Source organism: Paenibacillus apii, assembly GCF_011043685.1.
Taxonomy (GTDB): Bacteria; Bacillota; Bacilli; order Paenibacillales; family Paenibacillaceae; genus Paenibacillus_AQ; species Paenibacillus_AQ sabinae.
In genome coordinates this window covers 982,228-995,799 of record NZ_JAAKGU010000001.1, presented here as the reverse complement: position 1 = coordinate 995,799, position 13,572 = coordinate 982,228, and the positions used below count along the sequence as shown (strand labels likewise).

Below are 13,572 nucleotides of genomic sequence, written 5' to 3'. Positions count from 1 at the left end.
TTTGTCCTGAATAGTCATGAAGGAAAGAGTACATGTCTATTGCAGGGAAAGCGGGGATGACAGAGATGAAGGTTTCGAGAGTCGTGTCGCGGCGGCGGATGCTGTGGACTTTGCTGGGGCTGGCCGTGCTATTTATGGCTCTGGCCCTGCGTCTCGCCTATGTGCAGCTGTCCAAGGGCGAAGAACTGTCGGCCAAGGCGGAGAATTCGTGGCGCCGGAATATTCCCTTTACGGCCAAACGCGGGGAAATTATGGACCGTGAAGGGATTCCGCTGGCCTACAACATCAGCTCGCCGACCGTGTACGCCATTCCGGTGCAGGTGAAGGACAAGGAAGGAACGGCTATGAAGCTGGCCCCCCTTCTGGGTATGACGCAGGAGAAGCTGGTGACCCTGTTATCAAAACGTGAATCCACGGTGAGACTGCAGCCCGGCGGACGCAAAATTACGATGGAGCTAGCCGGGGACATTCGTGATTTGCAGCTGCCGGGCATCGTTGTGGCTGAAGACAGCAAGCGGTTTTACCCGTATGGAGATCTGGCGGCGCATATCCTCGGATTTACGGGCATTGACAATCAGGGAATAACAGGAATTGAAAGTGTCTATGACAAGCTGCTCAAGGGAATCGGCGGGAATATCTCTTATTTGTCCGACGCGGGCGGGCGGCTCATGCCGAACTCCTCCGAGACTTATTCGAAGCCCCAGGATGGCCTGAATCTGGAACTGACCATCGACAAGCAGATTCAGTCGATCATGGAGAGGGAGCTGGACCAGGCCATGGTCAAATATCAGGCTAACGCGAGCTGGGCGATCGCCATGAATCCGAAGAACGGGGAGATTCTCGCGATGGCCAGCCGGCCGGGATATGAGCCGGGGCAGTACAAAGAGTACGATCCCGCCGTTTACAACCGGAACCTGCCGATCTGGATGACATACGAGCCCGGTTCAACGTTCAAGATCATTACGCTTGCGGCGGCGCTTAACGAGAATAAAGTCGATTTGAAGAATGAACGCTTCTATGACCCCGGCTTTATCGAGGTGGGCGGAGCGAAGCTGCGCTGCTGGAAAAAAGGCGGCCACGGCAGCGAGACATTCCTGCAGGTGGTCGAGAACTCCTGCAACCCCGGTTTCGTCGTTCTTGGGCAGAGACTTGGAAAGGATGCGCTGTTCCAGTATATCCGCAACTTCGGCTTTGGCAGCAAAACGGGAATCGACCTGAACGGCGAGGAGAACGGCATCCTGTTCAAGCCGGCGCGGGTCGGTCCGGTCGAACTGGCGACAACGGCCTTCGGGCAGGGCGTATCCGTGACGCCGATCCAGCAGATCGCGGCGGTTTCAGCAGCCATCAACGGAGGGAAACTGTATAAGCCGCATATCGCCAAGGCGTGGATTAACCCGGATACCGGTCAGACTGTATCCGAGATCAAACCCGAGATGGAGCGTCAGGTCATCACGGAAGAAACGTCCAGGAAGGTTCGCGAGGCGCTGGAGAGCGTCGTCGCCAAAGGAACGGGCCGCCCGGCGTTCATTGACGGCTACCGCGTCGGCGGCAAGACAGGGACCGCGCAAAAAGTCATTAACGGACGGTATTCCACGACGGAGCATATCGTTTCGTTCATCGGCTTCGCGCCTGCGGACGATCCGCAAATAGTCGTCTACACCGCGGTTGACAATCCGAAAGGCATTCAGTTTGGCGGCGTCGTGGCCGCGCCGATTGTGCAGAACATTCTGGAGGATTCCCTGAACTATATGAAGGTGCCCAAGCGCGCGGATCAGCTTCCCAAAGCTTACAAGCTGGGAGAGACGCCGATTGACGTTGTGCCGGACCTCGTCGGCGCTACGGTACAGGATATTTACGAGGACATGAACATGAACTTCAATCTTGTCCGCTCCGGCACCGGAGACACGGTCATCAATCAGGCGCCGAAACCGGGAACAAGAGTGGAACGGGGATCGACGATCCGGATTTATATGGGCTCTTCCAGTCCATAATGATAATGAGATTATTCGATACGATAGAGCGAGGGATTAAGATGAAACTTGAAGAACTGTCTTCCTGTCTGGCGGTTTCGCGTTTGATCGGCAGCGGCGAAACCGAAATTACCGATTTGCAGGCCGATTCCCGGAAGGTAAAGCCCGGAGATTTGTTCATTTGCCTCCCCGGCTTTACCGTCGATGGACATGAATTTGCGCCACAGGCGGCAGCAAGCGGCGCGGCGGCGCTTGTTGTAGAACGCAAGCTCGATATTGATCTGCCGCAGATTGTTGTGGGTGACAGCCGGTTTGCGATGGCCGTTCTGGCGAATGCGTTCTTCGGGTCTCCGAGCAGCCGGATGAAGATGATCGGCGTTACCGGAACGAACGGAAAGACGACGACGACCTATTTGATCGAGCGCATTTTGGAAGATCACGGCGTGAAGACGGGACTCATCGGGACGATCCAAATGCGCTACGGCGGAGTCAGCTATCCGATGCCCCGGACGACGCCGGAATCGCTGGAGCTTCAACGCGCGCTCAGTGATATGGTTTCTCAAGGCGTGCAAAGCTGCGTGATGGAGGTTTCCTCGCATGCGCTTGAGCAGGGGCGGGTTAAAGGAACGGATTTCCGCACCGCTATTTTCACGAATTTGACACAGGACCATTTGGATTATCATCATACGATGGAAGAGTACCGCGCGGCGAAGGGACTGTTTTTCGCAAGACTTGGGAATGATATCTCGCCCTTGAAGGAAGAACGCAAATACGCCGTACTGAATGCTGATGATGAGGCAAGCACTTACTTTGCGGCCCAGACCGCGGCGGAGACCATTACATACGGGATCGACAACGAAGCTGGCGTCCGCGCCTCGCAGATTTCCATTACGGCCAAAGGCACCTCGTTTCATGTGAGGACCTTTAAGGGAAATGCCGATATTTCGCTGAAAATGGTGGGCAAATTCAATGTCTACAACGCGCTTGCCGCCATAACCGCTGGTCTGCTGGAGGATATTCCGCTTGCTGACATCAAAGCGAGCCTCGAAGCGGTACCGGGCGTGAGCGGCCGGGTGGAATCGGTTGACGAAGGTCAGCCGTACGCGGTTGTTGTGGATTACGCGCATACCCCGGACGGATTGGAAAATGTGCTTCGCACGGTCCGCGAATTTGCCGAGGGAAAAGTGCTGACCGTCTTCGGCTGCGGCGGCGACCGCGACCGGACAAAGCGGCCGCTGATGGGCAAAATCGCAGCCAAGTACAGCGATCATATCCTTGTCACTTCCGATAACCCGCGAACTGAAGATCCGGAAGCCATTTTGAAGGATATTGAGGCGGGACTGGTTGAAGACGGTGTGGACACCAGCCGGTATGAGCTGATTGTTGACCGGCGCGAAGCGATCGGGAAAGCTATTGATGTGGCAAGCCCCGGCGATGTAGTATTGATTGCGGGGAAAGGTCATGAGACCTACCAACTGATTGGCGGCGCCGTTCTCGATTTCGATGACCGCATCGTCGCCAAAGAAGCTATAAGGGGTAGAAGCCATTGATTACAAGAACACTGCAAAGCATTGCCGCCATGTGCGGGGGCGAGCTGTCTCCGGGCAGCACAGCCGAGGTTTTAATAACGGGAGTGGTTACCGACTCCCGTAAAATTACGCCCGGCTGCCTGTTCGTCCCGCTGGTAGGCGACAGCTTTGACGGACATGATTACAGCGAGTCCGCTCTGAAGGCGGGAGCGGCAGCGACGCTGTGGACACGAAATAAAGGCGCCGCTCCGCAGGGAAATGCCATCCTGGTGGAAGATACGCTGGAGGCTCTGCAGCGTCTCGCGTCAGCCTATCTGAAGGAAGTGGCTCCGCGCGTGGTTGCCGTCACCGGCAGCAACGGAAAGACGACGACCAAGGATATCATTACCGCTCTGCTGGAGACGCGGTTCAAGGTACACAAGACGCAGGGGAACTTCAATAACCATATCGGCCTGCCGCTCACCGTGCTGTCCATGGCGGCGGATACGGAAATCGCCGTGCTGGAGATGGGCATGAGCTCAAGGGGAGAGATCTCCCTTCTCACATCCTTGGCTCAGCCCGATACAGCCGTTATTACCAATATCGGCGAATCGCATCTTCTGCAGCTGGGCTCGCGGAAGGAAATCGCCCGGGCGAAGCTGGAAATCGCCGAAGGGCTTAAACCCGGGGGCCTGCTCATTTATAACGGGGATGAACCGCTGCTTGCCGAGGTTATGGGCGAGCCGGGATTTGCGGCCCCGGAGGACCTGAAGACGTTCCGTTTCGGTCTTGGGACCGGAAATGACGATTATCCGACGGGAATCATGGCGCATGAAGGCGGAACGACATTCACGACCAGCCTCCACGGCGAGCAGGTCTTCACGCTCCCGCTTCCCGGCAGACACAATGTCGTGAACAGTCTGGCCGCCCTGGCAGTGGCAAGCCATTACGGAGTAAGCGATGAGGAGATGGCCGCCGGTCTAGGCAGACTCAAACTGACCGGTATGCGGATCGAGCTGATCCGGGCGTCCTCCGGCCTTACGCTGCTGAACGATGCGTACAATGCCAGTCCGACGTCGATGAAGGCCGCGATCGATGTGCTTCAGTCCATGAAGGGCGCAGGCGCCAAAATTGCGGTACTGGGGGACATGCTTGAGCTTGGGCCGGACGAAGCGGATTTCCATGCGGAAGTCGGGGCTTACCTGGACCCGGAGAAAGTCGATCTCGTCTTTGCATACGGTCCGCTCTCCGCTCATCTTGCCGAGGCTGCCGCAAAGAGGTTCGGTCCGGACCGGGTGTATGCTTTTACAGACAAGTCCGCAATGACCGATCTGCTTCTATCGAAGACGGATCCGAAGGATATCGTGCTGTTCAAGGCGTCCCGAGGCATGCGGCTGGAAGAATCGCTTCAGCGGCTGCACGCCCATTTTGATCAAAGTTAAAGATTTGGAGAGGATGAACCCGTGGATTATCAACTTTTGCTTCTAACTATCGCCGTATCCTTTATCCTTGCGGTCATTGCCGCTCCGCTCATCATTCCGCTGCTGCGCCGCTTGAAATTCGGACAGCAGGTTCGCGACGACGGGCCTCAGACTCATTTGAAAAAAGCGGGGACGCCCACGATGGGCGGAATTATCATCATGCTGGCGTCCACCTTGTCATTTCTAAAGTTTTCTGTTATTAATACGGACTTTTATGTCCTTCTGGTAGCTATGCTTGGCTATGGCATGGTCGGCTTTCTGGATGATTATATCAAAATCGTCTTTAAACGCTCACTTGGACTGACTCCGCGGCAAAAGCTGTTCGGACAGCTATTGGTGGGTGCCGTCATATGCGGCCTGCTGATTTCCGCCGGACACAATACAAGCATCAGCATCCCGGGAACAGCCATCAGCTTTGACTGGGGCGGCTGGTTCTATTATCCGTTTATCATCCTCATGATGATGGCTGTAACCAACGCGGTCAATTTCACCGATGGAGTAGACGGATTGCTATCGGGCGTCAGCGCCATTGCGCTCGCAGCCTTTGCAGTAGTGGCCATGCAGGCCACTTCAATTGCCGCAGGTGTATGCGCCGCCGCGATGATTGGTGCAGTGCTTGGTTTCCTGGTGTTCAATGCTCATCCCGCCAAGGTGTTTATGGGCGACTTCGGCTCCTTTGGCATTGGCGGCGCGATCGGTGCCATTGCCATTGTTACCAAAACAGAGCTGCTGTTTGTTGTGATCGGCGGCGTGTTTGTCATCGAAATGCTGTCGGTTATCCTGCAGGTTGCGTCCTTTAAGACGCGCGGTAAGCGCATTTTCCGAATGAGCCCGATCCATCATCACTTCGAGCTTGGCGGATGGTCGGAATGGCGTGTAGTCATTACCTTCTGGGCGGTAGGCATCGTGCTGGCCGGTCTGGGACTTTATATCAGCAAGGGGTTGTAGATAATGAAACATCCGGATATGTACCGCGGTGAACAAATCGTCGTTCTTGGGCTGGCCAAGAGCGGCGTGCAGGTGGCCAAGGTGCTGCATGAGCATGGCGCCGTTGTCACGGTGAACGACAAAAAAGAAAGAGAACAATGTCCCGAAGCTTCCGAACTGGAGTCTTTGGGAATTTCTGTTATATGCGGAGGGCACCCGGAAGGACTCATCCACGAAGGCATCAAGCTCGTTGTCAAAAATCCCGGAATCCCATACAGCGTTCCGCCTGTAAAGCGGGCGCTGGAGCTGGGCATCGAGGTGGTGACGGAGGTGGAGGTCGCCTATCATCTGTGCGCGGCGCCGATTATCGGCATAACCGGGTCCAACGGCAAGACAACGACAACCACCTGGGTTGGGAAAATGCTGGAAGCCGCCGGCATGAACCCGATTGTGGCCGGAAATATCGGCACTCCCCTGACACAAGCGGCGCAGGAAGCAACGGCGGACAACTGGATGGTGGTGGAGCTGAGCAGCTTTCAGCTTAAAGGGACGGAAGATTTCCGGCCAAAAGTAGGCTGCCTGCTGAATGTGGCCGAGACTCACCTTGACTACCACGGCGACATGAGCGATTACGTGGCTTCCAAAGCCAAGCTGTTTGCAAATCAGGGTGTGAGCGACACGGCCGTGCTGAACTGGGACGATTCATACTGCAGAGAGCTTGTGCCTAATATCAAGGGCATGATTTTGCCCTTTTCGATGACGGAGGAACTGGTGCAGGGCGTGTTTGTCCGTCCCTCCTACGTAACGGGCACCGAGGACGATCTGAAACGGGTTATTGTCTACCGCGACTATTCGGAGAGCGAGATTGTAATCGCCGAGGTGGACTCTATCGGACTCCCAGGCCGCTTTAACGTGGAAAATGCGCTGGCGGCCTGCGCCATCGCCATTGCCGCCGGAGCGGACCCTGCGGGCCTCGCCGGGACGCTCGCTTCGTTCCGGGGCGTGGAGCACCGGCTGGAGTATGTCGAGGCCAAGGGCGGCGCGGCGTATTACAACAACTCCAAAGCGACCAACGCCAAGGCGACGTCCATGGCGCTGGCTTCGTTCCGCCAGCCGATCGTGCTGATCGCCGGAGGGCTTGATCGCGGCTCCGACTATCTGGAGCTGGTCCCGGTCCTTGAGGGACGCGTCAAAGCGCTGGTGGCGCTTGGACAGACGAAGGACAAGCTCGCGCATGTCGCGAAGCTTGCCGGATTAAAGACGGTCGTCACGGTCGATAATGGAGACAGCGCCGCCTCGGTGCTGAAGCAGGCCGTGCGGGAAGCCGCAGCTCTCGCCGAAGAGGGAGATGTGGTTCTGCTGTCTCCCGCCTGCGCGAGCTGGGACATGTTCACATCCTATGAAGAGCGCGGGCGTATTTTTAAAGAGGCGGTGCATAATCTGTAAGTAGGGGGGCGATGGATAAGCCTCCACTACGATGCAAGAGGTGTGCTCCTCATGAACAAGACCCGTCCCGCGCCGGATATCTGGCTGCTTATTCCTATTCTGGCGCTGCTGGCCATAGGCATGATTATGGTGTACAGTGCGGGGTCCGTGCTGGGCTTTCGTAATTATGGCGATTCTTTTTATTTTGTCAAAAGACAGCTGCTCTTTGCCGCCCTTGGTCTTGCCGCCATGTTCTTTACGGCCAATGTGGATTACCGGGTCCTGAAGAGGCTGTCCCGGCCGGCGCTTATCGTCTGCTTCGTACTGCTTGTGATTGTATTGATTCCCGGAATCGGAGTCGTTCGCGGCGGCGCGCGAAGCTGGCTCGGTATCAGCTCTTTCGGCATCCAGCCCTCCGAATTCATGAAGATGGGGATGATTCTCTATCTGGCGAACTGGCTGAGCCGCGAGGATTACGACATCACTTCGTTCACGCGGGGCCTTCTGCCGCCGCTGGCCCTGATCGGGACAGCCTTCGGACTCATTATGCTTCAGCCCGATCTCGGCACAGGAACGGTCATGATGGGGGCGACTCTGATGATGGTCTTTACCGCCGGGGCGAGAATGAAGCATCTTCTCGGACTCGGGGCGGCGGGAGTCGCGGGATTTGCCGCGCTCGTCGCGGCCGCCCCTTACCGGATTCAGCGGATTACCGCGTTCCTTGATCCCTGGTCCGACCCGCTTGGCAAGGGGTATCAGATCATCCAGTCCTTGTATGCGATCGGCCCCGGAGGGCTTGGGGGACTTGGGCTTGGCATGAGCCGGCAGAAATACAGCTATGTGCCTGAGCCGCAGACGGACTTTATATTTTCCATCCTGGCCGAGGAGCTGGGTTTTATCGGCGGACTAGCGGTGCTCACCCTGTTCCTTATCCTGATCTGGCGGGGAATGAGGGTGGCGATGAGCCTGCCGGACCGTTTCGGCAGCTATCTGGCCGTCGGAGTCGTCTGCATGGTGGCCGTGCAGGTCGTCATCAACATCGGCGTGGTCATCGGCATGATGCCGGTCACGGGCATTACGCTGCCGCTGATCAGCTATGGCGGCTCTTCGCTGACGCTGATGCTCACGGCGCTCGGCATTCTACTAAACTTATCCCGTTATGCGAGGTGAAGGCAATGCGTATCGTATTAAGCGGCGGCGGCACGGGAGGACATATTTATCCCGCCGTCGCCGTGGCAAGGCAGCTGGAGGCTGAGGAAGACGCATCCGCATTTTTGTATATCGGCGGGACGCGGGGGCTGGAGAGCAAGCTGGTTCCCCAAGAGAACCTTCCGTTCCGCTCGATCGATATTACCGGGTTCCGCCGGAAGCTTTCCCTAGACAATGTGAAGACGGTCATGCGTTTCCTTAAAGGCGTGAAAGAGTCCAAGCGGATGCTGAAGGAATTTAGGCCCGATGTGGTCGTCGGAACGGGCGGCTATGTCTGCGGCCCCGTTGTCTATGCCGCTTCCAAGCTTGGCATCCCTACGCTGATTCATGAGCAGAACGCTATACCGGGTCTGACCAACAAGTTTTTAAGCCGGTATGCGAGCACGGTGGCGGTTAGCTTCGAGGGAACCGAATCGGCCTTCCCGGCAGGCAAGCGCGTGATTTACACGGGGAACCCGCGCGCTACAACGGTCAGCAAGGCGAATCCGCAGCGGGGCTTCGCTTCCCTGGGCATTCCGGACGACAGCACGGTCGTGCTGGTAGTGGGCGGCAGCCGGGGGGCGAAAGCGATCAATGAGGCGATGATCGAGATGGCTTCGCTTGCCGTCAAGGAATCGCAGGTCCATTACGTGTACGTCACGGGCGAGCCTTATTACGAAGGGACCCGCAAGAGCCTGCGCGAGAAGCTGGGAAGTCTTCCGAACTGGCTGCATGTGCTGCCCTATGTTCATAATATGCCGGAAGTGCTCGCCTGCACCTCTTTGATTGTGAACCGTGCGGGAGCTTCGTTTCTCGCGGAAATTACGGCGCTGGGCATCCCCTCCGTTCTCATTCCGTCACCGAATGTGACGAACAACCATCAGGAGGCGAATGCGCGGCAGCTGGAACGCGCGGGAGCGGCGGTTGTGATCCTGGAGAAGGATTTAACCGGACAGTCGCTGTACAAGGCGGTCCGCTCTATTACGGGCGACCCGGCGCTCCGCAAGTCCATGTCCGAAGCCTCGCGCAAACTGGGCAAGCGGGATTCCGCTGCGCTTGTTGTTAAGGAGCTTCGGCGGCTTGCGGGCGGCAAGTGAATGCTTGTCCGAATGCAGAGGGGCCGGTAACGGCAGCATGCCGCGTTCCGGCGCTCCATCCTGTCACACACCCGAGGGAATCGACATACGATAACGTATAAATCGTGACTATCACCTAGGGCCGCTTACCGGAATGGCGGAGGGCGCGCAGCTTGCGTCCGATAAGAGATTAATCGCCTGCCTGACAAAAGACGGAAGCGGCTGCCCTTGCCGGCTTAAGCGTGCTTTTATCGAAAGCGCCGGCGGCATTAAGCGGGGGGTGAGCGGTAATCTCGGAGGTGATACATTGGACAAATTGGTGATTGAGGGTGGAATTCCCCTGTCAGGCACCATACGTATCCATGGAGCAAAAAACGCGGCGCTGCCCATTCTGGCCGCCAGCCTGCTGGCTGAAGGCGTTCACTCGCTGCACAATGTACCGAAGCTGCTTGACATCGAAACGATGCTCGCGATTATGGAGCGGCTGGGCTGCACTGCCGCACATGACGGAGATACGGTAACGGTGGACACGGCGCCCGCCTGTTCATCCCATGTTCCGGAAGACCTGATGAAGCAAATGAGATCTTCCATCTTCCTGATGGGGCCGCTGCTGGCCAGATTCGGGGAGGTAACCATCTATCAGCCGGGAGGCTGCGCCATCGGCGAACGCAAGATCGATCTGCATTTGCGAGGGCTGGAGTCTCTGGGGGCGGAGATCGAGGAAGCGGACGGTAAAATCTCCTGCCGGGCGGAGCGGCTGAAGGGCTGTGACATTCATCTCGACTTTCCAAGCGTCGGCGCGACGGAAAATATTATGATGGCCGCCGCGACAGCCGAGGGCACCACCACGATTTCGGGAGCGGCCCGGGAGCCGGAGATCCAGGATCTTCAGAACTTCCTGAACCGGATGGGCGCCTCCATTATCGGGGCGGGCACCGATACGATTACCATTCAGGGCGTACAGAAGCTGCAGCCGTGCAGCTATGAAGTCATTCCCGATCGGATTGTCGCGGGCACCGTCATGATTGCCGCCGCGGCGACCCGGGGAGACGTCACGCTTACGCATACCAACGTGGGTCATCTGAATTCGCTGATCCACGTCCTGAAGCGCGCCGGTGTTCAAATCACAGTATGCAATGATATAATTAATATTAGTTGTATGGGGCGCCCCCGGGCCGTAGAACGTATTGTTACTTCCCCTTATCCATCTTTTCCGACGGATCTTCAGTCGCAGATCATGGTGCTCCTCGCATTGGCCGACGGTTACAGCGTGATCAAGGAGACCGTTTTTGAAGGAAGATTCAAGCATGTGGAAGAAATGGCCCGTATGGGCGCTGATATATCTACCCATTTGAACCGTGCGTTTATCCGGGGCGTCAAACGGCTCTACGGGGCAACGGTGGAAGCGACCGATTTGCGGGCCGGCGCGGCGCTCGTCATAGCGGGGCTGGCGGCTCAAGGCACCACCGTCGTTGAACAGGCTCATCATATTGACAGAGGATACGACGGCATCGAACTGCTGTTTCAGAAGCTGGGCGCCCGGATCAGCCGCAGGACGCCTGTTCCGGGCCCCATTGATCTGGCCAATTAAACTCCCCTGTCTCCTCCAATCGAAAGACGGGGGAGGCAGGGCCTTACTACGGAGACTATAGAATGCCAAATACCCGACTGCCTGTTCTTCAAGAGGACAAGCCCAAGAAAAAAAGAAGCCGTAAAGTGACGGCGATCCTGCTGCTGCTGTTTATCGCGCTGCTAGGCGTCATTTTTTTCCGTTCTTCGGCCAGCCGCATTACGGAAATTGAATTCCGCGGCAGCAAATATTCCACTTCGGAAGAGCTCCTTCGGCAGAGCGGCCTCAAAAAAGGAGGACAGTTCTTCGCCGTATCGAAGAGTGGAGTGGAGAAGTCGCTGCTTGAGCTGAACACGGTGCAAAAGGTGACGGTGGACAAGCGTTTCCCAGGTGTAATTTCGGTTCAGGTTACCGAATTTCCGGCTGTTGCGTACGAGCTTGATCCCAAAGGCAGCTTGAAGGCGATCCTGTCCAGCGGCGCGTCGGTATCCATCGACGACAGCGGAATCGCGGTGGAGAAGCCGATCCTGACCGGCTGGAAGGCTACGGATCCATATAAGGCGAAGCTGTGCGGAGTGCTGGCCGGGATACCGAATGAGCTGACGAGCGACATCTCGGAAATCGTGCCGTCGCCATCGCTCTCTTTTCCGGACCGGATCAAGCTGTATACTCGTTCGCACTTTGAAGTGACCACTGCCGTCTCGCTGCTGAAGGACAAAGTGGAATATCTGAACCAGGTCATCGAAACGAAGGAGCCTGGGATGATAACGATGCTTGAGGCGGATTCCTACGTTCCTTTCCGGGGCGACAGCGCGCAAGAGGGCGCAGAAGATAAATAGCTACTACTCACAGGGAATAAAAAATGCTACAATCGGTTTTATGGGCTATAAAGTTTCATCCCTCTTTTTTCTCCGGATTTTTTGAAATTAGAGCAAAGTTTTTTACATCCACTTATTGCTTTTATTTCCAAGAAAAGTTTCTTTTTTCCGGTCAAAAAATTTGTAGAAAAAAGAGGGAAAGGAATAGGCATGTGGAATATGTAGAAAGACGTTTCCCGCCCCTTTCAAGCGGCGGAAACCAATTCGATCAATCAGGAGGTGCCATAGGGCTTGAGCAACAATGACATCATTGTTAGTTTGGACATCGGTACATCCAAAGTTCGGGCAATTATCGGGGAAGTTACCAATGGAACCTTGAATATTATCGGTGTCGGTTCTGCCGACTCGGAAGGCATACGCAAGGGCGCGATTGTAGACATCGATCAGACGGTACAGTCCATCAGAAACGCAGTCGAGCACGCGGAGCAGATGGTGGGCATTCAAATATCCGAAGTGTATGTCGGCATTTCCGGCAATCATATCGGCCTGCAATCCAGCCATGGCGTAGTTGCCGTCCAGAATGAAGATCGCGAAATCGGCGAGGAGGATATCCTGCGCGTTCTCAAGGCTGCGGAAGTGATCGCACTGCCTCCTGAACGCGAAGTGATCGATGTCGTCGCCAAGCAATATATCGTCGATGGTCTTGAAGGCATTCAGGACCCCCGCGGAATGATCGGTGTTCGCCTGGAAGTGGAAGCCACCATCGTTACCGGAGCCAAGACGCCAATACATAACCTGCTGCGCTGTGTGGAGAAATCGGGGCTGAGGATTAAGGATCTCGTACTGATGTCTCTCGGAGCTGGCGGGTTAGCGCTTTCCAAAGATGAAAAATCAATGGGAGCGGTGCTGGTGGATATCGGTGCGGGCGCGACGACGATTGCCGTATATGAAGAAGGTTCCCTTATTGCAACCTCAACGATACCGATCGGCGGAGAATTTGTTACGAATGATATCGCCTACGGACTGCGGACGCTGACCGATCAGGCGGAGAAAGTCAAGCTTAAATACGGATGCGCCTGGATTGACGACGCGGCCTCCGATGTTGTGTTCAAGGTGCTGAGAATCGGCAGCAACGTGGAGAAGGAGTTCAATCAGGAGGATTTGGCGGCGATTATCGAGCCCCGGGTTCAGGAGATTTTCCACCTGATTCTCCAGGAAGTGAAGCGGCTTGGTTACAGCGACCTCCCCGGAGGTTATATACTTACGGGTGGAACTGTATCGATGCCGGGCGTATTGAAGGCGGCGCAATCGGAATTATCGGCGTCCGTCCGGATTGCGGTACCCGATTACATCGGGGTGAGAGACCCCGGATTTACAAGCGGCGTCGGCATTTTGCACCACGTTGTCCGAAGCTTTCGGGGACGCGGCGGCTCTGCTAGCGCGAACAAGAAAACGGTCAGCCGCAGCAAACCGAATGCCGCGCCAAGCCAGGAGGCCGTCCAGAAGCAAGGATTCGTGGAGCGACTCAAAAATATTTTCAGCGATTTCATATAGTGAATGTCCAGATACACTTGGACCGGCCATCCAAGCACATTGAGGGGGAGAGGGA

The 13,572-nt window shown here is 56.3% G+C and carries 10 protein-coding genes; all 10 read left to right on the top strand.

The window, feature by feature from the left end:
* The first annotated feature begins 65 nt into the window (after positions 1-65).
* The 10 genes from G5B47_RS05030 (at position 66) to ftsA (ending at position 13,517) form a co-directional block, all read left to right on the top strand.
* Positions 66-1,991, top strand: coding sequence for a stage V sporulation protein D (locus G5B47_RS05030; RefSeq protein ID WP_165095500.1), 1,926 nt, complete (start codon positions 66-68; stop codon positions 1,989-1,991).
* 41 nt (positions 1,992-2,032) lie between these two features.
* Positions 2,033-3,520 carry a UDP-N-acetylmuramoyl-L-alanyl-D-glutamate--2,6-diaminopimelate ligase gene (locus G5B47_RS05025; protein ID WP_165094964.1) on the top strand — a complete coding sequence of 496 codons (1,488 nt, stop codon included), beginning with the start codon at positions 2,033-2,035 and terminating at the stop codon, positions 3,518-3,520.
* The gene (locus G5B47_RS05020; protein WP_165094961.1) at positions 3,517-4,920 is read left to right on the top strand and encodes a UDP-N-acetylmuramoyl-tripeptide--D-alanyl-D-alanine ligase; all 1,404 of its coding nucleotides are present in this window, start codon (positions 3,517-3,519) and stop codon (positions 4,918-4,920) included. The genes G5B47_RS05025 and G5B47_RS05020 overlap by 4 nt, the downstream gene beginning before the upstream one ends.
* 21 nt (positions 4,921-4,941) lie before the next feature.
* Positions 4,942-5,907, top strand: coding sequence for a phospho-N-acetylmuramoyl-pentapeptide-transferase (gene mraY, locus G5B47_RS05015; protein ID WP_025335866.1), 966 nt, complete (start codon positions 4,942-4,944; stop codon positions 5,905-5,907).
* A 3-nt stretch (positions 5,908-5,910) separates the two neighbouring features.
* Positions 5,911-7,332, top strand: coding sequence for a UDP-N-acetylmuramoyl-L-alanine--D-glutamate ligase (gene murD, locus G5B47_RS05010; RefSeq protein WP_165094958.1), 1,422 nt, complete (start codon positions 5,911-5,913; stop codon positions 7,330-7,332).
* A 51-nt stretch (positions 7,333-7,383) separates the two neighbouring features.
* Positions 7,384-8,481: a stage V sporulation protein E gene (gene spoVE / locus G5B47_RS05005; RefSeq protein WP_165094955.1), complete on the top strand. Its 1,098-nt coding sequence runs from the start codon at positions 7,384-7,386 to the stop codon at positions 8,479-8,481.
* A gap of 5 nt (positions 8,482-8,486) precedes the next feature.
* Positions 8,487-9,596 carry an undecaprenyldiphospho-muramoylpentapeptide beta-N-acetylglucosaminyltransferase gene (gene murG, locus G5B47_RS05000; RefSeq protein ID WP_165094952.1) on the top strand — a complete coding sequence of 370 codons (1,110 nt, stop codon included), beginning with the start codon at positions 8,487-8,489 and terminating at the stop codon, positions 9,594-9,596.
* A gap of 286 nt (positions 9,597-9,882) precedes the next feature.
* Positions 9,883-11,166, top strand: coding sequence for a UDP-N-acetylglucosamine 1-carboxyvinyltransferase (murA, locus tag G5B47_RS04995; RefSeq protein ID WP_165094949.1), 1,284 nt, complete (start codon positions 9,883-9,885; stop codon positions 11,164-11,166).
* 62 nt (positions 11,167-11,228) lie between these two features.
* Positions 11,229-11,984 carry a cell division protein FtsQ/DivIB gene (locus G5B47_RS04990; protein ID WP_165094947.1) on the top strand — a complete coding sequence of 252 codons (756 nt, stop codon included), beginning with the start codon at positions 11,229-11,231 and terminating at the stop codon, positions 11,982-11,984.
* A 270-nt stretch (positions 11,985-12,254) separates the two neighbouring features.
* Positions 12,255-13,517, top strand: a complete 1,263-nt coding sequence (gene ftsA, locus G5B47_RS04985) for a cell division protein FtsA (protein ID WP_025335860.1) — start codon at positions 12,255-12,257, stop codon at positions 13,515-13,517.
* Positions 13,518-13,572: the final 55 nt, after the last annotated feature.

Excerpts from the sequence above, each read along its gene's own strand:
- G5B47_RS05030 (WP_165095500.1), top strand. The coding sequence starts at position 66 with ATGAAGGTTTCGAGAGTCGTGTCGCGGCGGCGGATGCTGTGGACTTTG.
- G5B47_RS05025 (WP_165094964.1), top strand. The coding sequence starts at position 2,033 with ATGAAACTTGAAGAACTGTCTTCCTGTCTGGCGGTTTCGCGTTTGATC.
- murD (WP_165094958.1), top strand. The coding sequence starts at position 5,911 with ATGAAACATCCGGATATGTACCGCGGTGAACAAATCGTCGTTCTTGGG.
- spoVE (WP_165094955.1), top strand. The coding sequence starts at position 7,384 with ATGAACAAGACCCGTCCCGCGCCGGATATCTGGCTGCTTATTCCTATT.
- murG (WP_165094952.1), top strand. The coding sequence starts at position 8,487 with ATGCGTATCGTATTAAGCGGCGGCGGCACGGGAGGACATATTTATCCC.
- G5B47_RS04990 (WP_165094947.1), top strand. The coding sequence starts at position 11,229 with ATGCCAAATACCCGACTGCCTGTTCTTCAAGAGGACAAGCCCAAGAAA.